We start from the raw sequence: 23279 nt of genomic DNA on the forward strand, positions 1-23279 counted from the left end.
TTGACGCGGCGGCGGGAACGTCGCAAGACCCGGCATACGGACAACCCGGGCCGATCGAGCCCGGGAACCGGATTCCAGCGCCGGGGCAAGCGCATGACTTCATCCAGCACGAACGACGCCGGGCCGCACAAGCCCGAAGGAGAACCGGGCGCGCGTCCGGCCGGCACTCCGGCGCATCTTGCATGGCATGGCGGCGCAGTGCCGCTCGACCGGCCGCGCGTCATGGGCATTCTCAACGTCACCCCGGACTCCTTTTCGGACGGCGGCCGCTTCATGGCCCGCGAGGACGCGCTCGCCAGCGCTCGCAAGATGATCGCCCACGGCGTCGACGTCATCGACGTCGGTGCCGAAAGCACCCGCCCCGACGCGGTCCCCGTGGAGTTAGACGAGGAATGGCGCCGGCTCGAGCCGGCGATCGGCGAACTCGTCGCCCTTGGCGCCCCTGTTTCCATCGACACCTACAAGGCGGAGATCGCCGCGCGTGCCTGCGCGGCCGGCGCCGTCATCGTCAATGATGTCTGGGGCCTGCAGAAGGACCCTGCCATGGCCGACACGGTGGCCGCGGCCGGCGCCGCGGTGATCATGATGCACAACCGCAAGGGCGCCGATCCCAACATCGACATTCTCGCCGAGATCGACCGCTCCTTCGAGCGCTCGATGGAACTTGCCGCGCGCGCCGGCATTCCTCCCGAACGGCAGATGCTCGACCCGGGCATCGGCTTCGGCAAGACGCTCGACCAGAACTACATGGTCATCAACCGGCTCGACCATTTCGCCCGCCACGGCTTGCCGCTGCTTGTCGGCGCCTCGCGCAAGCGGCTGATCGGCGCCGTTCTCGACGTCGACACGGACGACCGGCTGTATGGTTCGCTCGCCTTGCACACGATCGCATTTGTAAAGGGAGCGGCCATGGTCCGCGTGCACAATGTCCAGCCGCATGTCGATGCCGCGCGCATCGCCCATGCCACCTTGCGCGAGCATGTCGGATGACCGAAACCGGGAACGGAGAGCTCGTCCGCGCCGCCCTGGGCCTCGGCTCGAACATCGGCGACACCCGCGCCCATCTCGATGCCGCGCTGGCCGCGCTCGCCGCAACGCCCGGCATCGTCGTCGTCGCCCGCTCGTCCGATTACCGCACCCCGCCCTGGGGGCCGGTGCCGCAGGACGACTACCGCAATGCCTGCGTGGTCATCGAGACCCGGCTTTCGCCCCGGGCCCTGCTCGACCGCTGCCTTGCGGTGGAACGCGAGCTCGGCCGCGTCCGCGACATCCGCTGGGGACCGCGCGTCATCGACATCGACGTGCTGGTCTATGGCAAGGAGACGGTCGAGGAGGAGGGGCTGACGATCCCCCATCCGCGCATGGGCGAGCGCGCCTTCGTGCTCGTGCCGCTGGCCGAGATCTGGCCAAGCGCACCGCTCGGCGACGGGCGCACGGCAAGCCAGGCGCTGGCCACCTGTCCGGGACAGGACGAGATCCGCGAGATCTGAGCCGGCTGCCGCCGCTCAGTCCGCGCCCGACTTGGCCGCGTCGCGGCCGAAATTCGGACTGTCGGTGTCCTGCCCCGCCTCGACGATCGAACGGCGAATGCCGCGCGTGCGGGTGAAGAGCTCGAACAGCGCCTCGCCGTCGCCCCAACGCACCGCCCGCTGCAGGGCGGCGAGGTCCTCGGAAAACCGGGCCAGCATTTCCAGGATCGCGTCCTTGTTGTGCAGGCACACGTCCCGCCACATGGTCGGATCGGAAGCGGCAAGGCGCGTGAAATCGCGGAAGCCGGAAGCCGAATACTTGATCACCTCGGACTTGGTCACCGTCTCCAGGTCGTCGGCCGTGCCGACGATGTTGTAGGCGATGATATGCGGCAGGTGCGAGACGATGGCCAACACCAGGTCGTGATGTTCTGCATCCATCGTGTCGACCATCGACCCGCAGGCGGTCCAGAAGGCGGTCAGCCGGTCAAGCGCCTGCGGATCGGTGTCCGGCTGTGGCGTCAGGATGCACCAGCGATTTTGGAACAGCTCCGCAAAGCCCGCATCGGGACCGGATTCCTCCGTGCCCGCGATCGGGTGTCCGGGAATGAAATGCGCGTGGGCGGGCAGGTGGGGCGCCATCTGGCGCACGACCGAGGCCTTGGTCGACCCCACATCGGTGACGATGGCGCCCGGCGTCAGCACCGGCGCGATCCATTTCGCCACGGCCTCGCTGGCTCCCACCGGAACGCAGAGAATGACCAGGTCGGCGCCGCTCGCCGCATCGGCTGCATCGAGGTGATAGCTGTCGCCCAGGCCGAGTTCCTCCGCCCGCCGCAGGGTCTGCGCCGAGCGGGAGGAAATGGCGATTTCCCCGACAAGCCCCTTGCGCCGCGCCACATGGGCGAGGGAGGAGCCGATCAGGCCGATGCCGATCAGGGCGAGACGACGAAACTTCGGTTCGGGCATGAAACAGGCTTGCTGTTGCGGGCGGCGCAACGCTGAGGCCGCCCGTCAGGTCTGGCAATCAGGCCGCGAGGAATTCCTTCAGCACGGCAACGACCTCGCGATTGGCTTCTTCCGAGCCGATCGACATGCGCAGGGCGTCCGGCAGCCCGTAGGCGTTCACCGCGCGCAGCACGCATCCCCGATCGCTCAGATAGCCGTCGGCATCGGCGGCCGTCTTGCCCGGCACTTGCGGGAAATGCACCAGCACGAAATTGCCCACGCTCGGCGTCACGGTCAGGCCCAGCGCCTCGAGCTCGCGCGTCACCCAGGGCAGCCAGGTCTCGTTGTGCGCCACCGCCGTTTCCAGAAAGGCGCGGTCGCGCACGGCGGCAATGCCTGCGGCCTGGGCCGCCGCCGAGACATTGAACGGCCCGCGGATCCGGTTCAGCGCGTCGATGACATGCGCCGGCCCGTAGCCCCAGCCGATGCGCAGCGCGGCAAGCCCGTAGATCTTGGAGAAGGTACGCGTCATCAGCACGTTCTCGGCCGTCGCGGCCAGTTCCACGCCGGCCTCGTAGTCGTTGCGACGCACATATTCGGCATAGGCCGCATCGAGCACCAGCAGCACATGCGGCGGCAGGCCCGCATGCAGCCGGCGGATCTCGTCAAAGGAGATGTAGGTGCCGGTCGGATTGTTCGGATTGGCGAGGAAGACCACCTTGGTGCGCGGCGTGACGCGCTCCAGCAGGGCATCGACATCGGTGGTCAGGTCGCGCTCGGGCGCGATCACCGGCGTGCCGCCGGCGGCCAGCACCGCGATCTTGTAGACGAGGAAACCGTGCTCGGTGAACAGCCCCTCGTCGCCCGGCCCGATATAGGCCCGCGCCACCAGTTCCAGGATCTCGTCCGAGCCGTTGCCGCAGATCATCCGCTCGGCATTGAGGCCGTAGACGTCGGCAATCGCCTCGCGCAGGGCCGCCGATCCGCCGTCGGGATAGAGCTCCAGATGCCCGCTGCACGCGCCGTAAGCCTCGATCGCGCGGGGGCTCGCCCCCAGCGGCGTCTCGTTGGAAGACAGCTTGTGCAGCTTGCCCCCGCCGGTCGACTTGGTCCGACCGGGCACATAGGGGGCAATGTCGAGGACGCCGGGACGGGGAACGGGACGGCTCTCGGCAGACTGGAGCATCGATGAACTCTCTGGTTGCATGTTCTTTTCCACTTCCCGGAAAAGACGTATTGTCCATTGGGCCGCCAAGCGCGGGCTGCAGCCCGGAAAACCGGACAATAGACGCGTCGCGCACCCGCGCCTACTCATAGGCAGAGCGGAATGGGAAGGCAAAAGAAAACATTGACGGCGCCCGGACGGGCTCCTACCTCTCGTTGGCTCCGAAGCCCGACACCGGCCCTCGGCCGGCGACCGCGGGCGATGGCGGGACGGGACCGCGCGGTCAGGAGGAAACCCGGCGCATCATGACGAACGAGACGACCGTCGACCCGGGCGCGGGCACGAGCGAGCCGCTTTCCGCGCCGGCCAACGAGGCCGACACCCCGTCCAGCAAGGTCGAGCGGTTCGGTGGCGACAAGGCCCTGCAGCTCGATTGCGGCACCCTGCTCGATCCCTGGCAGATCGCTTACGAGACCTATGGCACGCTCAATGCCGAGCGCAGCAACGCGGTGCTTGTGTGCCACGCCCTGACCGGCGACCAGTATGTCGCCTCCCCCAATCCGCTGACAGGCAAGCCCGGTTGGTGGTCGATGCTGGTCGGCCCCGGCCGGCCGGTCGATACGGATCGCTATTTCGTCATCTGCGCCAATGTGCTCGGCGGCTGTCTCGGCACCACCGGGCCGGCCTCGACCAATCCGCAGACCGGCCGCCGATGGGGCCTCGACCTGCCGCTGGTCACCATCCGCGACATGGTCCGCGCCCAGGCGGTGCTGCTCGACCATCTCGGCATCGAGACGCTGTTCGCCGTCGTCGGCGGCTCGATGGGCGGCATGCAGGTGCTGCAATGGGCGGTGAGCTATCCCGAGCGGGTGTTCTCGGCCCTGCCGATTGCCGCCGCCGCGCGCCATTCCTCGCAGAACATCGCCTTCCACGAGGTCGGGCGCCAGGCGGTGATGGCCGATCCGAACTGGTGCGGCGGGCGCTATTTCGAGCGCGGCGTGCGCCCCTCCAAGGGGCTCGCGGTGGCACGCATGGCCGCCCATATCACCTATCTGTCGGACCCGGCGCTGCACCGCAAGTTCGGTCGCAACCTGCAGGACCGCGATGCCATCACCTTCGGCTTCGACGCGGACTTCCAGATCGAGAGCTATCTGCGCCATCAGGGCATGACCTTCGTCGACCGCTTCGATCCCAACTCCTATCTCTATGTCACCCGGGCTATGGACTACTTCGACCTCGGCGCCGACTATGGCGGATCGCTCGCCCGGGCCTTCCTGCATTCGCCGACCCGGTTCTGCGTGATGTCCTTCACCTCCGACTGGCTGTTCCCCACGGCCGAGAGCAAGGCGGTGGTGCGCGCGCTGAACGCGGCCGCCGCCAACGTCTCCTTCGTCGAGGTGGAGAGCGACCGGGGCCATGACGCCTTCCTGCTCGACGAGCCGGAAATGTTCCGCACCGTGACCGGCTTCCTGACCGGCGCGGCGCATGCGCGCGGCATCGCCCCGCCGCCGGCGGGAGGCCTCGCATGAACCTGCAACCTGCTCCCTCGGGAACCGTGCGCGGCGATCACCGCCTCGTCGCCGATCTCGTCACGCCCCGCGCCCGCGTCCTCGACATCGGCTGCGGCGACGGCGAACTGCTGGACCTTCTGGTGCGCGAGAAGCAGGTGGACGGGCGCGGCATCGAACTGTCGCAGGCCGGCGTCAACGCCTGCGTCGCAAGGGGCCTGTCCGTGGTCCAGGGCGATGCCGACCGCGATCTGTCCGACTATCCGGACGATGCCTTCGATTTCGTCATTCTCAGCCAGACGCTGCAGGCAACCTATGCCCCGCGCCAGGTCTTGCAGGAGCTGCTGCGCATCGGCTCCAACGTGATCGTCTCGTTCCCGAATTTCGGCTTCTGGCGCAACCGCTTGCAGCTCATGTTCAAGGGCAGCATGCCGGTCACGGACTACCTGCCCTACTCATGGTACGACACGCCGAACATCCATTTCTGCACGATCCGCGACTTCGTCTCGATGTGCGACGAGGTCGATGCCCGCATGGTCCGCTCGATGGCGCTGAACGCGCGCGGCGAGCCGGTCGGCTTCACCGCGCCGTGGTGGGTGTGGAACCTGATCGGCGAACAGGCGCTGTTCCTGCTGAAACGCTCCTGAAAGCGGAGGGGTCAAAGACCCGAGCCGGCCCGCCGGATCACCCGGCTCCTGTTCAATCCCGGGGCCGCTCCCTCGGGCACGAACATCGGCCGCAGCGCCTTGATCAGGCGCTTCTCGCCCGCGGGCACGCCGCGAAACACCTGCTTTTCCGCCTCGATGACAAGAAGCCCCGCGAAGGCCGGCCAGGCCCGCCGGCCGATCCGCTCCCAGGCCGGGGCACCGCGCAGCAACAGCCGCGAGCGCGTCGGCGGCAGGCACAGCGCCTCGTCGCTCGCCGTCAGCCGGAACTGGCAGGCCCTGAGCAGCCCCTCGATCTGGCCGCGCGAGAACGGCCGGCCATAGCCGAAGGGGGACAGTTCCGAGCGGGCCCACAATCCGCGCCGGTTCGCCACCACGACGATCATCCGCCCGCCGGGGACAAGCACGCGCCAGACCTCGCGCAGCAGGGCCTCCGCATCGCCGCAATGGTCGAGGCAGTGGACGATCAGGGCATTGTCGAAAACATGGTCGGGAAACGGCAGGTCGGTCTCTTCCACCAGCGTCGCCGAATTGCGCCCCCCGCGCGGCCAGGCAACGACGCCCTGGGCCGCCGGCATCGCCGCGACGGAGCGCTCCACCTCTTCCAGATAGGGCCGCATGTAGGGCGCGGCATAGCCGACGCCGAGCAGCCGGCGCCCGGTCAATTCCGGCCAGCGGGCGCGGATCCGCGCGCCGACCAGCACCCGCAGCATGCGGCCCAGAGGCAGGTCGTAGAAGGTGCGCTGATGTTGGACGTCGAGATACATGAAGATCCGCTGCGACCGCCCCGACGGGGTTTGCGGATCAATTGAACCCGCTGCGCGGGCGAGATGCAACAGGCACGCGCGCAAGGCCCGCGCAGGCGCGCGTTTGCGGATCGTCCACACGGAATCAATTTCGACAAGTTCTGCGCAGAATCTGCGCGATATTGTCGAATTTCTGATCGAAATTGTCGCATGCATTATCGGGATTCAAGGGTCGGGAGCGGCATGCTCGATCAAGAGCGTCAGCGCCCGTTTCAGCACCTCGGCCTCGCCCGGACCGATCGCCTCCAGCAACCGCGCCTGATGCCGCTCGGCGGCGGCGATCAGCCCGTCCACCTCCGCCTCCCCCGTTTCCGTCAGCCGCACCCAGACCCGGCGGCGGTCGTCGCCATCGGTCTGGCGCGACAGCAATCCCCGGATGACCAGCTTGTCGACCATCTTGGAGATCGCCGGCTGGTTGGCAAGGCAGCTCCTGGCCAGGTCGCCGACCGTCAGCCCGGCCGTCCCCTTCAGCGAGGCGAGGATGCGCCACACCGTGACGGGAACGCCCCGGGCGCGGACCTCCTCGTGGAACTCGGCGCTGGCAACGCTCGAGGCCCGGGCCAGCAGGTAGAGCAAATAGGTGTCGACGAACCGCGTCTCGCCCGCAGCGCCCGCATCCACAGGCGCCCCCTGTCCCGGCGCCCCGCTCATCGCGGCACGGGCAGGTAGTCCGGCGTCGCGTAGCGGCCGGAATGATAGATCAGCGGTTCCTTGTCGGAATGGTCGAAGGCCTCGACCCGGCCCAGGAAGACCAGATGGTCGCCCCCTTCCATCCTCGTGTCGTTCATGCATTCGAAGACGGCGGTGACGCCATCGAGAACCGGCACCCCGCACCGGCCGGCCCGCCAGGAAACGCCGGCGAAGCGGTCGGCGACGGGCCGGGCGAAGCGATCGGACAGCGCCTGCTGGTCGGAGGCCAGGATGTTGACCGCATAATGCCGGGCCGCCTCGAACACCGGCCGGTTCTGCGAGCGCAGCGAAAGGCTCCACAACACCATCGGCGGATCGAGCGAGACCGAATTGAAGGAATTGGCGGTGAGCCCGACCGGACGTCCCGCCGCGTCCAGCGTCGTGACGATGGTGACGCCGGTGACGAAACGCCCCAGCGCGTTCCTGAAGCTGCGGTGATCGCTCATCATGGCTCGTCCTCGCGTTAGGGCTCCGGCCGGATGCCGGCAATCAAGTTCATGCCTAAAAATATTCCTTTTCATATAATAACGAAATTGCTACGCTCCTCCAAGTTCTTTTCGCTTGCTGCGAAAAACCGGCTTCGGGCGCAACATTCGCCTGCCGGGCGCGATCCGGCAGGCAACAGGACGGACCCGGAAGGGTCCAGGCCGACACGGGATCAGGAGGGATCGCATGCTCGCCGACAGGATCGAGGGAAAATGGATCGACGCCTTCGCGGAGGTCTTTTCCATGTGCAAGGTGACGCCGGGCGAAACCGTCGCGATCCTCTCCGAAACCCAGTCCCGTCCGCTCAATGTCCATATCGCCGAGCTCGCCCTGCTGCGCCTTGGCGCCAGGGCATTCCACGTGGTGGTGCCGACGCCCCGCCAGGACGCGCCGGTGCCGGTGCGCTCCACCGGGGCCAGTGCCGCGCTGACCGGCCAGGACGCGGCGATCGCGGCGCTGGCCGCCAGCGGCCTGGTTGTCGACCTGACGGTTGAAGGCCTGCTGCACGCCCCCGAGCTGCCGCGCGTCATCGGCAATGGCGCGCGCGTGCTGATGATTTCCAACGAGCACCCGGATGCGCTCGAACGGCTGCTGCCGGTCGAGCGCGACAAGACCCGGGTGCGGGACGCGGTCGCACGGATCCGCGCCGCCAGTGAGATGACGGTGACTTCCGCCGCCGGCACCGACCTGACGGTCGCGATGGCCGGCGCCTCCACCGTCGGCGTCTGGGGCTGGTGCGACCGGCCCGGCTCGGTCGCCCACTGGCCCGCCGGTCTCGTCGTCTCCTTCCCCGCCGCCCACAGCGTAAACGGCACGCTCGTGCTCGATGCCGGCGACATCAACCTGACCTTCAAGCGCTATCTCGAGCGCCCGGTGCGCCTGACCATCGTCGACGACTACGTGACGGAGATCGGGGGCGAGGGAACCGACGCCGAACTGACCCGGCGCTACCTTGCCGCCTGGGGCGAGCGCGAGGCCTATGCGGTCGCCCATGTCGGCTTCGGCATGAACCAGGCCGCGCGCTACGAGGCACTGGCCATGTATGACCAGCGCGAGACCAACGGCACGGAAGTAAGGGCCTATTCCGGCAATTTCCTCTTCTCCACCGGCGCCAACGAATTCGCCGGCCGCTTCACCAAGGGCCATTTCGACATACCCGTACGCGGCTGTACCATCGCGCTCGACGGCGAGCCCGTGGTGGTCGACGGCGAACTGATCGAGGCGCTGCGATGAGCCGGCCCGGGCACATCCGCAAGACCGGCGGTCCTCGCGCGCTTCTCCTGCTGCACGGCATCGGCGCCGGCGCGGAAATGTTCGCTCCCTTGATCGACGCGCTCGGCCGCGACCATGACGTCATCGGCTGGAACCTGCCCGGCTATGGCGGAACGGAACTTCTCGCGCCGATGACCTTCCCCGGTCTTTCGGCGGCGCTCCTTGCCTTTCTCGACGGACTCGGGCTGGAAAAGGTCGACCTGCTCGGCCATTCCATCGGCGGCATGCTGGCGCAGGACTTCATCGCCCGCCATCCGGAGCGCGTGCGCACCCTGGTGCTGTCCGCCACAACCGCCGCCTTCGGCAGCCGCGACGGCGAATTCCAGAAGCGCTTCGTCGCCGAGCGACTGGCCCCGCTCGATGCCGGGCGCACCGTGCCCGAGCTTGCCCGCGAATTCGTCCCCGACCTGGTCGGCTCGGCCACCGCCCCGAATGCCGTTCCCGCCGCCATCGCCGCGATGAGCGAGGTGCCCGAGGCAACCTATCGCGAGGCGATCCGCTGCCTGGCCACGTTCGACGCCCGCGAGACGCTTGGCCAGATCGCCGTGCCGACATTGCTGGTCGCCGGCGAGGAGGACCGCAACGCGCCCGCCCCCACCATGCGCCGGATGGCGGAAAAGATCGCCGGGGCGCGCCTCGTCGAGCTGGCCGGCATCGGCCATCTGGCGCCGCTCGAATGCGCCGACGCCTACACGGCCGAGATCAGGGCCTTTCTTCAGGAAACCGGAGACGCGAACGCGTCCGAAAGGGGAGCCGACCGATGACCATCGCCGCACTGGACAAGCCCGACCCCGACGGGCTCGATGCCGACCGCCCGATCTTCGATCCGGCCGCATTTCGCCTGACCGATCAGGAAGCGGAGCTGACCGCGCTGGCCCGCCAGGTGGCGAAGTCGCGCTTCGCGCCCCGCGCCGAGGCGATCGACCGCGACGCGGTGTTCCCCACGCAGAACTACCGCGACATGCACGAGGCCGGCCTGCTCGGCATCTGCGTGCCCAGGGAAGATGGCGGCCACGGCGCGTCGTTCCGCGCCTACATGATGACGGCGGCCGAGATCGGCCGCTATTGCGGCGCCACCGCCCTGACCTGGAACATGCATGTGTGTTCCTGCCTGTGGACCGGCGCGCTGACCGACGACCTGGACATGAGCGGGGACGACCGGAAAATTCATCTGGAGCGCCGCTCGAAGCACTATCAGCGCATCCTCAAGGACGGCGCGATCTACTCGCAGCCCTTCTCCGAAGGCGGCGCGGCGGCGGCCGGCGCGGCGCCGTTCTCGACCGCGGCGCGCAAGGTCGACGGCGGCTGGCTGATCAACGGCAAGAAGATCTTCGCCTCGCTCTCCGGCCATGCCGACTATTACGGCATCCTGTGCGGCGAGATGAAAGAGGGGGAGCGGCCCTCGCGCCGGGACACGATGTATATCGCCGTGCCGGCAACGGCCGAGGGCGTCGAGGTCGTCGGCCCCTGGGACCCGCTCGGCATGCGCGGCACGGTCTCGCGCACGCTGCTGTTCAAGGATGTCTTCGTTCCCGACGACGAGGAACTGATGCCGCGCGGCGTCTACTACCAGGCCGCCAGCCGCTGGCCGCACATGTTCATGACCCTGTCGCCGACCTATATGGGCATCGCCCAGGCCGCCTTCGACTTCACGGTGAAATACCTGCGCGGCGAATGGCCCGGCCTGCCGCCGGTCAAGCGCCGCATGTTCCCGACCAAGCAGATGGGCGTTGCCCAGATGCACCTGATGCTGGAACAGACAAAGGCGCTGTGGTTCCAGGCGATCACCGAGGCCGGCCCCGACCCCACGCGCGAGCAGATGCTGCGTGCCTGGGCGGCGCACTACACGGTGATGGAAAACGCCAACGAGATCTGCCAGCTTGCCATCCGCACCTGCGGCGGCCAGTCGATGCTGAAATCGCTGCCGCTGGAGCGACTGTTCCGCGACAGCCGTTGCGGCGCGCTGATGTTGCCCTGGACAGCCGAGATCTGTCTCGACAGGATCGGCCGGGAGAGCCTCTACCTGCCCGGAGAGACGGACGAGTGACGTCGATCGACCATTGGATCGAGGCGCATGCGCGCTTCACGCCGAACAGGCCGGCGCTGGTCTTCGAAGGCGCGACACTGACCTATGGCGACATGGCCGGCGCGATCGGCCGGGTCGCCGCATGGCTGAGGCACACGCGCGGCATCGGCCATGGCGAGCGGATCGCGTATCTGGGCCTGAATGCGCCGGACCAGCTGCTGCTGCTCTTCGCCGCCGCCCGGATCGGCGCGGTTCTGGTGCCGCTCAACTGGCGCCTTGCCCCGCCGGAACTCGCCCATGCGGTCACCGACAGCGGCGCGTCGCTGATCGTCCACCAGCCGGCCTTCGCCGCCACGTTGTCGGCAATGGGCGCAATCGAAGCGATGCCGCCGGCCCATCTCGCCGACCCCGCGACCGGCGGGCTCGCCGCAAGCACCGCCGACAGGCTCCCGGTCGCTGCCGGGGCCGCCGGCGGCGGCTGCGCGAGCGATCCGCTGCTGATCGTCTACACCTCCGGCACGACGGGCCTGCCGAAAGGCGCGGTGCTGACGCAAAAGGCGCTCGAGACCAATGCGCTCAACGCGGTGCACATGCAGGAGATCGCCGCCACCGACACGATCCTGACGGTGCTGCCGATGTTCCATGTCGGCGGGCTCAACATCCAGACGACGCCTGCGCTCTATACCGGAGCCCGCGTCATCCTGCATGACCGCTTCACGCCCGCGGCAACGCTGGCCGCGATCCGCGACGAACGACCCGACCTCACCGTGCTGGTGCCCGCCACCCTGTCGGCGATGATCGCCCACCCCGACTGGGAGAGGACCGACCTGTCGTCCCTGCGCGCCGTGGCGACCGGCTCCTCCGACGTGCCGCACATGCTGATGCGCGCCTTCATCCGCCGCGGCGTGCCGGTCCTCCAGATCTATGGCGCGACCGAGACAGGCCCCGTCGCCATCTACCAGCGGCGCGGCGACAGCGAGGAGGAGTTCGGCGCGATCGGCCGTGCCGGCCTGCACACGCGCGCCCGCATCATGGTCGGCGACCGCCGGGCGGAGCCGGGAGAGATCGGCGAGATCGAGCTCAGGGGCGGCAACATCACGACAGGCTACTGGAACAGGCCCGAGGCCGATGCCGGCACCTTCCAGGACGGCTGGTTCCGCACCGGCGACCTGGCGCTGGCCGACGAGGCCGGCGTCTTCTGGTTCAAGGACCGGCTGAAGAACGTCATCATTTCCGGCGGCGAGAACATCTATCCGGCCGAGCTGGAGCGGGTGCTGGGCGAGATCTCGGGCCTGAAGGAGGCCGCCGTCGTCGGCGTCGCCGACCTGCGCTGGGGCGAGAGCCCGGTCGCGGTGGTGGTGCCGCAGGAACAGGGGAAAATCAGCGCGGAAACGGTGCTGAAAGGCTTCGACGGACATCTGGCGCGCTACAAGCACCCGAAATCCGTCGTATTCGTGGAGGCCTTGCCGCGCAACGCGCTCGGCAAGATCCAACTGGATAAGGTCAGGAAAATGGCTGAGGATGCCCTCGGCAAGGATAGTAAAAAACAACGAGCCTGACCGAACCGAACCAGAAGACAGAGGGGACTAGCATGCGCAAATTCATCGGGATGCTGACCGCCGTCGCGGCGCTGGGACTTGCCGGCGCCGCATCCGCAGAGACCACGCTTCGGGTCTCCAACTGGCTGCCGCCCTCCCATCCGATCGTCAAGGACATCCTCGTGCCCTGGGGCGAACAGGTGGCCACGGCAACCGACGGCCGTGTCAAGGTCGAGATCATGGCCTCGCCGATCGGCAAGCCGCCGGCGCAGTTCGACCTCGTCCGCTCCGGCGCGGCCGATGTCGGCTATGGCGTGCATGGCTACACCCCCGGCCGCTTCAAGCTGACGCCGCTGGTCGAGGGGCCGTTCCTGTCCGACAGCGCAGAAGCCTTGTCCGTCGCCTACTGGAAGGTACAGGACGCGATGCTCGGCAAGGCCAACGAGCATGACGGCGTCAAGCTCCTGACCGTCTTCACCCACGGCCCCGGCATGATCTACACGACGGACAAGAAGGTCGCGACGGTTGACGACCTTTCGGGTCTGAAGATGCGCATCGGCGGCGGCATCGTCGCCGAGATCGCCTCGCGCCTCGGCATGGTCGGCGTCCAGGCGCCCTCGCCGCAGGTCTACGAGATCCTCTCCAACGGGGTTGCCGACGGCATCCTGTTCCCGGCGGAATCCGTGCCCTTCTTCCGCATCGACGAGGTCATCCGCAACGGCGTCTCCGTGCCCGGCGGGCTCTACAACACCTCCTTCTTCGTCGTCATGAACCAGGCCAGCTGGGACAAGCTTTCCGACGCCGACAAGGCGGCGATCGACGGGGTCTCCGGCGAGGCGATGGCCCGCATGGCCGGCAAGGCATGGGACGCGGCGGACGCGGCCGGCACCAAGGTGATGACCGACAAGGGCGTCGCCCTCACGCAGGCCGACGCGGCGATGACCGCGGCGATCACCGAGAAGCTCGCCGGCGTCGAGAACGGCTTCCTCGAGGCTGCCACGGCCGGCGGCATCGACGGCAAGGCCGCGATGGACATGCTCAAGGCCGAGATCGCCGCGGCGAAATGAGCCGGGAGACCCCCGACAGCGCCACGGCCGGGCGGGAGGCCTCCCTCCCCGCCCGGCTGCTTGGTGCGGGAACGCGCGCGTTGCAACTGGTGGCAGCCGTCCTGCTGCTGGTGATGATGGCGGTGACCTTCGTCGACGTCATCGGCCGCTACCTGTTCAACGCCCCGCTCCCCGGCGCCTTCGAGCTGACCGAGGTGCTGCTGGCGCTCATCGTCTTTGTCGGCCTGCCGATCGTCACAGCGCGGCGCGAGCACGTCACGGTCGATCTTCTGACCGGCAAGCTGCCGGACGGGGCGCGGGCGGCGCTGGCCTGGCTGGCGACGCTGGCGACCGGCGCGGTGCTGGCGCTGCTGGCCTGGCGACTGGCCTTGAGCGCCCGCGACTTCTCCGCCTATGGCGATGCCACGGTCTATCTCGGCATTCCGCTCGGGCCGGTGGCCGGCATCATGGCCGGCCTCACCGCGCTCGCGGCGCTGGCCGCCGCCATGCTTCTGGTCCGGCGACGCTAGCACCGGCCCGGACCGGCCCCGTTCAACGCATGCGTTCCGGGGGGCGGCATCGCCCCCTTCTCCCACACCTCGCGCGACCGGAACTTGCAAGACCATGGAAACCTGGCTTCCCGGCCTCGTCATACTCGTCGTCGTCATGTTCGCCGGCGTGCCGATCGCCGTCGCCATGGCCGCCGTCGGCGGTCTCGGCCTGACCATGATCCTCGGCTTCACCCCCGCCATGGCGATCGTCGGCCAGACCACGTTCGACACCGGCCTGTCCTATTCGCTCTCCGTGGTGCCGCTGTTCGTCCTGATGGGCAACCTTGTCACCCGGGCGGGCCTTTCCGACGAGCTCTACGCCGCCTGCCATGCCTGGCTCGGCCACCGCAGGGGCGGGCTCGCCATGGCCACCGCCGTCGCCTGCGGTGGATTTTCCGCCGTTTGCGGCTCCTCGCTGGCCACCGCCGCGACGATGGGCAAGGTCGCGCTGCCGCAGATGCGCCGCTACAAGTATGACGACGGGCTGGCCAGCGGCGTCATCGCCGCCGGCGGCACGCTGGGAATTCTCATTCCGCCCTCCGTCATCCTGGTGCTCTACGGCGTCACCGCCCAGCAGGACATCGCCAGGCTGTTCATCGCCGGCATCGTGCCCGGCATTCTCGGCATTCTCGGCTACATGGCCGCCGTGCGCCTCGTATGCTGGTACCGCCCGCAGGCCGGCCCGCCGGCCGAACGCCTGCCCTATCGCGAGCGTTTCCGCGCGCTCTCCGGCGTCGCCGGCATCACCGCGCTCTTCGTCCTCGTCATCGGCGGCATCTATGCCGGCATCTTCACCGCGACGGAGGCGGCCGGCATCGGCGCCAGCGGCGCCTTCGTCATCGCCCTTTTCCGACGCAGGTTGACCTGGGCGACCCTGCTGGAGACGCTTTCCGACACGGCCGCCACGACGACGATGATGTTCATGGTGCTGATCGGCGCGCTGATCTTCTCCAATTTCGTCAACATCGCCGGCCTGCCCGCCGCCCTGTCCGGCATGGCCAATGCCTCCGACCTGCCGGCCTGGGCCATCCTGCTCGCCGTGCTCGGCGTCTATCTCTGCCTCGGCATGGTGCTGGAAAGCCTGTCCATGGTGCTCCTCACCGTGCCGATCTTCGCCCCGATGATGGCAGCCCTCGGCTACGACCTCGTCTGGTTCGGCATCGTCGTCGTGGTGGTGACCGAAATCAGCCTGATCACCCCGCCCGTCGGCCTCAACGTCTTCGTGCTGAAGACGGTGATGCCGGACGTTCCGCTCGGCCGGATCTTCCGCGGCATCGTGCCCTTCATCCTCGCCGACATCGTCCGCCTGGCGGTGATCGTCGCCTTCCCGGCGCTGGTCCTCGCCCTGCCGAACCTGATGCGCTGAAGCGGCCCGCGCGGCGATTCCGGTCTTGACCCGGGCCGTCATTGCGCGCAAATGAAAGGAAACGGGCACTCTCCGCACCCTTTCCGGGCGCGGGCACGATGCTTGTGTCCGTTTCGGAGAAAGGGCCGGCCCGCCCGCCAGTGTCGGACGGGGCAGAACGGCCGGAAGCTGGAGCCCATGCAGGTCGCCACGGCAACATCCCCGATGACTGTTCGCACCGCGACGGCGACCCGCCGCCGCGCGCGCCGCTGGCGGCGCGTCGAGATCTGCGACCGCCACCGGCTTCCCGCGCGCTTCCATGCCCGCTTCGCCGCCGTCTACGGCCTCGCGCGCGCCTAGCCGCACGCCCGCATCCGACCGTTTCGCCGCCCGACCGCTTCAGCGCCACGGCGGCATCCGGGGCCAAGGCTCCAGCAAGCCCCCCGACACGTCCTTCAGGAGAGACAGATGAGCAGCCCGCGCAGCCTTTACGACAAGATCTGGGACGACCATGTGGTCGAGACGCAGGAGGACGGCACCTCGCTGCTCTATATCGACCGCCACCTCGTCCATGAGGTGACGAGCCCGCAGGCCTTCGAGGGCCTGCGCATGACCGGTCGCCAGGTGCGCCAGCCCGGCAAGACGCTCGCCGTCGTCGACCACAACGTGCCGACCACGGACCGCAGCCACGGCATCGACGACCCGGAATCGGCCCTGCAGGTGAACACTCTGGCCAACAACGCGGCCGAGTTCGGCGTCGAGTATTACAGCGAGACCGACGCCCGCCAGGGCATCGTCCACATCGTCGGCCCCGAACAGGGCTTCACCCTGCCGGGCATGACCATCGTCTGCGGCGACAGCCACACCTCCACCCATGGCGCCTTCGGCGCGCTCGCCCACGGCATCGGCACCTCGGAGGTCGAGCACGTGCTCGCCACCCAGACGCTGATCCAGAAGAAGGCGAAGAACATGCGGGTGACGGTCGACGGCGTCCTGCCCGAGGGCGTCACGGCCAAGGACATCATCCTTGCCATCATCGGCGAGATCGGCACTGCCGGCGGCACCGGACATGTCATCGAATATGCCGGCGAGGCGATCCGCGCCCTGTCGATGGAAGGCCGCATGACCGTCTGCAACATGTCGATCGAGGGTGGCGCGCGCGCCGGCCTGATCGCGCCGGACGAGAAGACCTTCGCCTATATCAAGGACACCCCGAAGGCCCCCAAAGGCGCCGCCTGGGACCAGGCCGTCGCCTACTGGAAGACGCTGTTCACCGACGAGGGCGCGCATTTCGACAAGGAAATCCGCCTCGACGCGGCCAACCTGCCCCCGATCGTCACCTGGGGCTCGAGCCCGGAAGACGTCATCGCCGTCACCGGCCGCGTGCCCGATCCGGAAGAGATCGCCGACGAGAACCGCCGCGCCTCCAAGCGCCGCGCGCTGCAGTATATGGGCCTGACCGCCGGGACGCCGATCACCGAGATCGCCGTCGACCGCGTCTTCATCGGCTCCTGCACCAACGGGCGCATCGAGGACCTCCGCGCCGCCGCCGCCGTTATCGGCGGGCGCCAGGTCGCCGGCAGCGTCAGCGCCATGGTCGTGCCCGGCTCGGGCCTGGTCAAGGCGCAGGCGGAAGCCGAAGGTCTCGACAAGGTGTTCAAGGCAGCCGGCTTCGACTGGCGCGAGCCCGGCTGTTCGATGTGCCTTGCCATGAATGCCGACAAGCTGTCGCCGGGCGAGCGCTGTGCTTCCACCTCGAACCGCAATTTCGAGGGACGCCAGGGCTTCAAGGGCCGCACCCATCTCGTCTCCCCGGCCATGGCCGCGGCTGCCGCGATCGCCGGCCACTTCGTCGACATCCGCGAGTGGCCGAAGGCCTGAGCCGCGCCGCCCGCGGCCTCCGGCATGCTTTGAGCGAAGGGCGCGGCGCGAGCTGCGCCCTTTCCGCATGGCACGGCCGTTTCACGCCGTTTGCCGGGCTTCACAAGACTGTCACTGTCGCTCTACACTATCGCCGCGTCCGGATTGCCTGATCCAGGTGATTCCGGCGAACAGGCATGAGGAGCGAAGGTGTGAATGTCGCCATCTCTCCAGGTGCTCACCCGGCCCTGGTGCTTAACGCTGACTATCGACCGCTGGCCTACTACCCCCTGTCGCTATGGGCGTGGCAGGACGCCGTGAAGGCCGTTTTCCTCGACCGGGTCAACATCGTCTCCGAATACGACGTTACGGTCCGAAGTCCGAGCAGCGAGTTCCGTCTTCCCAGCGTCGTTTCGCTGAAAAGCTACATCAAGCCGAGCCGCCATCCCGCCTTCACCCGTTTCAACGTCTTCCTTCGCGACCGGTTCCAGTGCCAGTATTGCGGCTCCCGCGAGGAACTCACCTTCGACCATCTCGTCCCCCGCTCCCGCGGCGGGCAGACCACCTGGGACAACGTCATCACCGCCTGCTCGCCCTGCAACCTGCGCAAGGCCAACAAGGCGTGCTCCGACATCGGAATGTGGCCGATGCACATGCCCTTCCAGCCGTCGGTCCAGGACCTGCACAACAACGGCCGCATGTTCCCGCCAAACTACCTGCACGACAGCTGGCTCGACTTTCTCTACTGGGACACCGAGCTGGAGCCCTAGGGACAAGCTCCCCGGCTGCACCGCCCCTCCGCGTCACTTTCCCGGATCCCGTTTACGCTTTCTCAACCCAGTCGCCGAAAGGCCCGGATTTCCGCAATCGGTTTAACCAACCGGTTGTTTCTTGCTGCCATTTTCATCCCCGTCAGGACGTCGCCGGAAGCCGGCAGCGGGAGTGGGACGACAAATGAACGCGCGCGACATGCATTCGGCCTCAAAGCGGGCCTCACGCCTTTTCAACGCCTTCCGGCACGATCGCCGTGGCGCGATCCTGCCGTTTCTCGCGATCGTCATCATCGTTGTCATCGTCGCGGCCGGAGCTGGTCTCGATTTCGGCCGCGCCGTCAACCAGCGCCAGGCGATCTCGCGCGGTCTCGACGCGGCGATGCTTGCGGTGGCGCGCGAGCTTTCCGTCCGCAACATGTCGTCCAGCGAGATCAAGGCCTTTCTCGACAGCAACTACGAGGCCTATTTCGGTGCCAACTCGGAAGGCTCCGGCATCAAGGGCGCGACGATCGTCATCGACGAGCCCAAGATCGATACGGAGACGCGCAAGATCGAGGTCTCGGCAAGCTCACGGGTGCCGACCTATTTCATCCATCTCGCCGGTTTCGGTCCGGATGCGCTCAATGTCAGCGTCGACGCACAAGCGGTCTACCCCAAGAGCGTCGAGGCAACGCTCGTCCTCGACGTCACCGGCTCGATGGGCGGCAGCAAGATCCAGGCCCTGCGCAACGCCGCGGCAACCTTCGTCAACACACTGGTTCCCCCGGATGCGGTCGCGACCAACGAGAAGGTCAAGATCGCGGTCGTGCCCTATGCCTCCGGCGTCAATGTCGGCACGGCGCGGGCAACGCTTGCCACCAAGGGCGCCAATGCCAGCCGGACGTCCTACACGGATTGCGTCACCGAGCGCGACGGCGCGCAGGCCTATACAGATGCCAGCTATGTCACGGCTTCCATCGGTCCCGGCGCCCAGCAGGCCGGCTACAACAGCGGCTATTACAGGAGCGGCAACAACGTCTACAGCAGCAGCGGCTTCGTCTGTCCGAATGCCGAACTGGTGCCGCTGACGCTTGATCCGGGATCTTCTTCCAAGGCCGGCACGCCGCTCTACACGATCGCCAGGCTGTCGGCGAGCGGCAACACCGCCGGCCAGACCGGTGTCGCCTGGGGCTGGTACACGCTCTCGAATGCCTGGTCGGGCCTGTGGCCGGCGAACTCGAAGCCGGCGCCCTATACCGACGAGCGCGTGCTGAAATACATGCTGCTGATGACGGATGGCGACTTCAACACCTATTTCGACGGGCCGACCAAGGTCAGGGGCACGACCTACGACTGGATTGCCGAGTTGAACGGAACGGAGTCCACGAACCGGGCCATCAGCCTGTGCAGCGCCATCAAGAAGACCGGCATCAAGATCATCACCGTCGGCTTCCAGATCGGCAGCCTGGCCAATGCCAAGAAGGTGATGAGCCAGTGCGCCTCCTCGTCCGCGGATTATTATCTCGCAGAGGACGATGCGGAACTAAACGCGCGCTTCTCGGCCATCGCCAACCAGATCAAGACCACCTACCTGTCGCGTTGAGGCGGCCGTGTGACGACCCGCTGGCACCGGACGCCGCGTGGCGGGTGGGCACCTGCTTGAAAAGGTCTCGGCACCTACCTGCCGCGACCGTCCGCGCCGAAAACATCCGCCGGGGTTGCCAATGGACCCCCGGTCAAGCCGGGGGTGACGCCGGAGAGGGGGCAAGGGTCGACGATCGGCCGCCACCCCCACCCCAAGCAGTCCTCTCCAACAGCGAGACCGGCACTCAACCGCCAGCCCACCCTCGGGTCGTCACCCCCGCCGGGGCGAAGCGCAGAGCGGGGGCCCATTGGTTGCCAGAGAGGCGGCGATAAGATCGCGGTGGCAGCGTGACCGACCGGCGCGCAAGCGGCGGTGGCCGCATTCACCACCGATGGCGAAGGGCTCCGTGCCTGCCGCGACCGGCGGTACCTGTCACATCCATCGGGGTTGCCAATGGACCCCCGGTCAAGCCGGCGGTGACGCCGGAGAGGGGGGCAAGGCTGGTTGTGGCCGGCAGCACGGAGGGATGATGCCGGGGTCCGCGGAGCACCCTGCGCTTCTCTCCTGCCGGTGCAGGGAGGCGGCCCTCTGTGGTCGCTCCACCCTCAATCCGTCAACCTGAATTCAGCCGACCAACACTCGGCAGTTGCCCCACACACAGGGCGTCACCCCCGCCGGAGCGCAGCGCAGAGCGGGGGCCCATTGGCTTCCAGAGCGATGGCGACAGTGACGCATTCCGTTCCGCTGACGCCGCGTGGCGGGTGGGCATCTGCTTGAGAAGGTCTCGGCACCTGCCTGCCGCAACCGTCCGCGCCGAAACATCCATCGGGATTGCCGATGGATCCCCGCTCGGAGGCGGGGATGACCTCCGTGGGGAGGCAAGGCCGGCGCGACAGCCGCCCCGGGTGACGGCCCGCGAGCATGGTCCGTGCACGGCAGTCCTTCACCTTGCGCCTGGGCGCGCCCCTCCCCCAGTCAGGGAAGGAGCGCGCGTCGGCCGGTTCAGGCGCCGCGATTCTGACGGTTCTGGATCAGGTCGTCGACGACGGCCGGATCGGCGAGCGTCGAGGTGTCGCCCAGATTGTCGAAGCTGTCCTCGGCGATCTTGCGCAGGATGCGGCGCATGATCTTGCCCGAGCGGGTCTTCGGCAGGCCCGGCGCGAACTGGATCAGGTCCGGCGAGGCGATCGGACCGATCTCCTGACGCACCCAAGTGCGCAACTCCTTGGCCAGTTCCTCGCTCGGCTCCTCGCCCGCCATCAGCGTCACATAGACATAGATGCCCTGCCCCTTGAGGTCGTGCGGATAGCCGACCACGGCGGCCTCCGAGACCTTGGGATGGGCGACCAGCGCCGATTCCACCTCGGCCGTGCCCATGCGGTGGCCGGAAACGTTGAGGACATCGTCGACGCGGCCGGTGATCCAGTAATAGCCGTCCTCGTCGCGCCGGCAGCCGTCGCCGGTGAAATACATGCCCTTGTAGGTGGAGAAATAGGTCTGCACGAACCGCTCGTGATCGCCATAGACCGTGCGCATCTGCCCCGGCCAGCTGTCGGTGATCACCAGGTTGCCCTCGCCCGCCCCTTCAAGGATGGTGCCTTCGGCATCGACCAGCGCCGGCTGCACGCCGAAGAAGGGCCGCGTCGCCGATCCCGGCTTCAGCGCCGTCGCGCCGGGCAGCGGCGTGATCAGGATGCCGCCGGTCTCGGTCTGCCACCAGGTGTCGACGATCGGGCAGCGCTTGTCGCCGACCTGCTCGTGATACCAGATCCAGGCTTCCGGATTGATCGGCTCGCCAACCGATCCGAGGATCCTCAGAGAGGAGCGGTCGGTCGATTTCACATGCTCGGTGCCGGCCCCCATCAGCGAGCGGATCGCCGTCGGTGCGGTGTAGAAGATCGTCACCTTGTGCTTGTCGACGACTTCCCAGAACCGCGCCGGGGAGGGATAGGTCGGGATGCCCTCGAACATCAGCGTCGTGGCGCCGTTGGCGAGCGGTCCGTAGACGATATAGGAATGGCCCGTCACCCAGCCGACATCGGCGGTGCACCAGTAGATGTCCTCGTCCTTGCAGTCGAAGACATACTGATGCGTCATCGAGGCGTAGACCAGATAGCCCCCCGACGTGTGCAGCACGCCCTTGGGCTGGCCGGTGGAACCGGAGGTGTAGAGGATGAAGAGCGGGTCCTCCGCATTCACCTCGACCGGCTCGCAATGGGCCGCGGCCCCGGCCGCCGCCTCGTGATACCAAACGTCCCGGCCTTCCTTCATGGAGACCGAGCCACCGGTGCGGCGCACCACCAGCACCTTGTCGACGGCGAGTTTTTCCACCGCCTTGTCGACATTGGCCTTCAGCGGCACCTTGCGGCCGCCGCGCAGGCCCTCGTCGGCGGTGATCACCACCTTGCTGTCGCAGCCGGTGATGCGCTGCGCCAGGCTGTCGGGCGAAAAGCCGCCGAAGACGATGGAATGGACCGCCCCGAGCCGGGCGCAGGCGAGCATCGCATAGGCCGCTTCCGGGATCATCGGCAGGTACAGCGTCACCCGGTCGCCCTTGGCAACCCCGAGATCCTTGAGCACGTTGGCGAAGCGGTTCACCTCGTCATGGAGCTGGCGATAGGTGATGACCTTGTGCTCGGACGGGTCGTCGCCCTCCCAGATGATCGCCGGCTTGTCGCCGCGGTTCGCCACATGCCGGTCGACACAGTTGGCCGAGACGTTGAGCGTGCCGTCCTCGAACCATTTGATCGAGACATTGTGCGGATCGTAGGAGGTGTTCTTGACCCTGGAATAGGGCTTGATCCAGTCGATCCGCTTGCCATGCTCGCCCCAGAACGCGTCCGGATCCGAGACGGACGCCGCGTACATCTCCTGGTACTTGTCATTGTCGGCATAGGCGGCGGCGGCGACTTCCGCCGGGACCGGATAGAGACTTTCGGACATACGGACCCTCCCGAGGTGTTTTCCGGGCGCTGGCTGGCCATCCGCGCCCTGATGATCGCCGCGCATTATGAGGATCGCGGCCCGGGCCGTCCACTTCGCTGAAATCGTTCTTTCGTAGGCTCGCGGCAAACCGCGCGCGCCCCGGCGGAAGGCAGCAGGGCGCGCAGCCGATGACCTCAGCCGAACAGGCCGATCACGCAGCCCTGGACGACGAGCACGGCAAGCCAGTGGCCGCCGTCGATCACCGTCAGCGCCCAGGACTGGCCCTGGAAGCGATGGTTGACGATGAGGCTGGTGGCCAGAAAGCCGACCCAGACGAGCACCGCCGACAGGATGCCGTTGCCCAGCGTCACCGGACCGGCGTGATAGATGATCCCGGCAAAGACGAAGGCCATCACGAGCTGGCAGGCGAAGGCACCGGCGAAAAGCAGCGGGTTCGGTCGGACATCGTCTTCGCCGAGCCGGGCCGCGCGCATCCAGGCCTTGCCCAGGACCCCGTACCACAACGCCCCGACCGCGAAGGACGCAACGGCAGCGACCAGCACCGCCACCAGATTGATCCCGTCGAACATCATCCCCGACACCTCCCGTTGAAAAGCCTGTTCACGCGGTAGCTCACCCGCC

The 23279-nt window shown here is 67.7% G+C and carries 22 protein-coding genes; 15 read left to right on the plus strand and 7 right to left on the minus strand.

Going from position 1 to position 23279, the window contains the following annotated elements:
* The first annotated feature begins 93 nt into the window (after nt 1–93).
* Entirely contained in the window at nt 94–990 is an 897-nt protein-coding gene (folP, locus tag RBB46_RS20070; protein ID WP_336623185.1) for a dihydropteroate synthase, read from the plus strand.
* On the plus strand, nt 987–1490 hold the full coding sequence (gene folK, locus RBB46_RS20075; protein ID WP_306030821.1) for a 2-amino-4-hydroxy-6-hydroxymethyldihydropteridine diphosphokinase: 504 nt from the start codon (nt 987–989) through the stop codon (nt 1488–1490). The genes folP and folK overlap by 4 nt, the downstream gene beginning before the upstream one ends.
* 15 nt (nt 1491–1505) lie before the next feature.
* Here folK and RBB46_RS20080 read toward each other — a convergent pair whose 3' ends face one another.
* Complete coding sequence (locus RBB46_RS20080; protein WP_306030822.1) at nt 1506–2438, minus strand: prephenate/arogenate dehydrogenase family protein; 933 nt, start codon at nt 2436–2438, stop codon at nt 1506–1508.
* 58 nt (nt 2439–2496) lie between these two features.
* Nucleotides 2497–3603: a histidinol-phosphate transaminase gene (hisC, locus tag RBB46_RS20085; protein WP_306030823.1), complete on the minus strand. Its 1107-nt coding sequence runs from the start codon at nt 3601–3603 to the stop codon at nt 2497–2499.
* 284 nt (nt 3604–3887) lie between these two features.
* Between hisC and RBB46_RS20090 the strand changes: the two genes are divergently transcribed.
* Complete coding sequence (locus RBB46_RS20090; RefSeq protein WP_306030824.1) at nt 3888–5111, plus strand: homoserine O-acetyltransferase; 1224 nt, start codon at nt 3888–3890, stop codon at nt 5109–5111.
* Nucleotides 5108–5737, plus strand: coding sequence for a methionine biosynthesis protein MetW (gene metW / locus RBB46_RS20095; protein ID WP_306030825.1), 630 nt, complete (start codon nt 5108–5110; stop codon nt 5735–5737). Before RBB46_RS20090 ends, metW begins: the two co-directional genes overlap by 4 nt.
* An 11-nt stretch (nt 5738–5748) precedes the next feature.
* On the opposite strand, the gene RBB46_RS20100 is transcribed toward metW, so the two are convergent.
* The 3 genes from RBB46_RS20100 to RBB46_RS20110 all read right to left on the minus strand — a co-directional run bounded on the left by RBB46_RS20100 (nt 5749) and on the right by RBB46_RS20110 (nt 7700).
* Nucleotides 5749–6522 carry a class I SAM-dependent methyltransferase gene (locus RBB46_RS20100; RefSeq protein ID WP_306030826.1) on the minus strand — a complete coding sequence of 258 codons (774 nt, stop codon included), beginning with the start codon at nt 6520–6522 and terminating at the stop codon, nt 5749–5751.
* A 204-nt stretch (nt 6523–6726) separates the two neighbouring features.
* Entirely contained in the window at nt 6727–7182 is a 456-nt protein-coding gene (locus tag RBB46_RS20105; RefSeq protein WP_306030827.1) for a MarR family winged helix-turn-helix transcriptional regulator, read from the minus strand.
* A 26-nt stretch (nt 7183–7208) separates the two neighbouring features.
* The gene (locus RBB46_RS20110; protein WP_306030828.1) at nt 7209–7700 is read right to left on the minus strand and encodes a flavin reductase family protein; all 492 of its coding nucleotides are present in this window, start codon (nt 7698–7700) and stop codon (nt 7209–7211) included.
* A gap of 223 nt (nt 7701–7923) precedes the next feature.
* Here RBB46_RS20110 and RBB46_RS20115 point away from each other — a divergent pair, with 223 nt between their 5' ends.
* The 11 genes from RBB46_RS20115 (at nt 7924) to RBB46_RS20165 (ending at nt 19730) form a co-directional block, all read left to right on the plus strand.
* On the plus strand, nt 7924–8970 hold the full coding sequence (locus RBB46_RS20115; protein ID WP_306030829.1) for a peptidase M29: 1047 nt from the start codon (nt 7924–7926) through the stop codon (nt 8968–8970).
* The gene (locus RBB46_RS20120; RefSeq protein ID WP_306030830.1) at nt 8967–9773 is read left to right on the plus strand and encodes an alpha/beta fold hydrolase; all 807 of its coding nucleotides are present in this window, start codon (nt 8967–8969) and stop codon (nt 9771–9773) included. The genes RBB46_RS20115 and RBB46_RS20120 overlap by 4 nt, the downstream gene beginning before the upstream one ends.
* Nucleotides 9770–11056, plus strand: a complete 1287-nt coding sequence (locus RBB46_RS20125; RefSeq protein ID WP_306030831.1) for an acyl-CoA dehydrogenase family protein — start codon at nt 9770–9772, stop codon at nt 11054–11056. Before RBB46_RS20120 ends, RBB46_RS20125 begins: the two co-directional genes overlap by 4 nt.
* Nucleotides 11053–12594, plus strand: coding sequence for an AMP-binding protein (locus tag RBB46_RS20130; protein WP_306030832.1), 1542 nt, complete (start codon nt 11053–11055; stop codon nt 12592–12594). The genes RBB46_RS20125 and RBB46_RS20130 overlap by 4 nt, the downstream gene beginning before the upstream one ends.
* Before the next feature lie 32 nt (nt 12595–12626).
* Nucleotides 12627–13640, plus strand: coding sequence for a TRAP transporter substrate-binding protein (locus tag RBB46_RS20135; protein WP_306030833.1), 1014 nt, complete (start codon nt 12627–12629; stop codon nt 13638–13640).
* Entirely contained in the window at nt 13637–14149 is a 513-nt protein-coding gene (locus RBB46_RS20140) for a TRAP transporter small permease (protein WP_306030834.1), read from the plus strand. The genes RBB46_RS20135 and RBB46_RS20140 overlap by 4 nt, the downstream gene beginning before the upstream one ends.
* 94 nt (nt 14150–14243) lie before the next feature.
* Nucleotides 14244–15536 (plus strand): TRAP transporter large permease, encoded by a 1293-nt coding sequence (locus tag RBB46_RS20145; RefSeq protein WP_306030835.1) that lies wholly within the window; start codon nt 14244–14246, stop codon nt 15534–15536.
* A gap of 204 nt (nt 15537–15740) precedes the next feature.
* Nucleotides 15741–15875: a hypothetical protein gene (locus tag RBB46_RS20150; RefSeq protein ID WP_306030836.1), complete on the plus strand. Its 135-nt coding sequence runs from the start codon at nt 15741–15743 to the stop codon at nt 15873–15875.
* 108 nt (nt 15876–15983) lie between these two features.
* Nucleotides 15984–17396, plus strand: coding sequence for a 3-isopropylmalate dehydratase large subunit (gene leuC / locus RBB46_RS20155; RefSeq protein WP_306030837.1), 1413 nt, complete (start codon nt 15984–15986; stop codon nt 17394–17396).
* A 176-nt stretch (nt 17397–17572) separates the two neighbouring features.
* On the plus strand, nt 17573–18145 hold the full coding sequence (locus RBB46_RS20160) for an HNH endonuclease (protein WP_306030838.1): 573 nt from the start codon (nt 17573–17575) through the stop codon (nt 18143–18145).
* Between the two features lie 184 nt (nt 18146–18329).
* The gene (locus RBB46_RS20165; protein ID WP_306030839.1) at nt 18330–19730 is read left to right on the plus strand and encodes a TadE/TadG family type IV pilus assembly protein; all 1401 of its coding nucleotides are present in this window, start codon (nt 18330–18332) and stop codon (nt 19728–19730) included.
* A 984-nt stretch (nt 19731–20714) separates the two neighbouring features.
* Here the strand turns inward: RBB46_RS20165 and acs are convergent.
* Together acs and RBB46_RS20175 are read right to left on the minus strand one after the other, a co-directional pair.
* The gene (acs, locus tag RBB46_RS20170) at nt 20715–22655 is read right to left on the minus strand and encodes an acetate--CoA ligase (RefSeq protein WP_306030840.1); all 1941 of its coding nucleotides are present in this window, start codon (nt 22653–22655) and stop codon (nt 20715–20717) included.
* Between the two features lie 176 nt (nt 22656–22831).
* Nucleotides 22832–23230: a DUF1761 domain-containing protein gene (locus tag RBB46_RS20175; RefSeq protein ID WP_306030841.1), complete on the minus strand. Its 399-nt coding sequence runs from the start codon at nt 23228–23230 to the stop codon at nt 22832–22834.
* Nucleotides 23231–23279: the final 49 nt, after the last annotated feature.

Origin of the sequence: Stappia sp. MMSF_3263 (genome assembly GCF_030733745.1) — a bacterium.
Classification (GTDB): Bacteria; Pseudomonadota; Alphaproteobacteria; order Rhizobiales; family Stappiaceae; genus Stappia.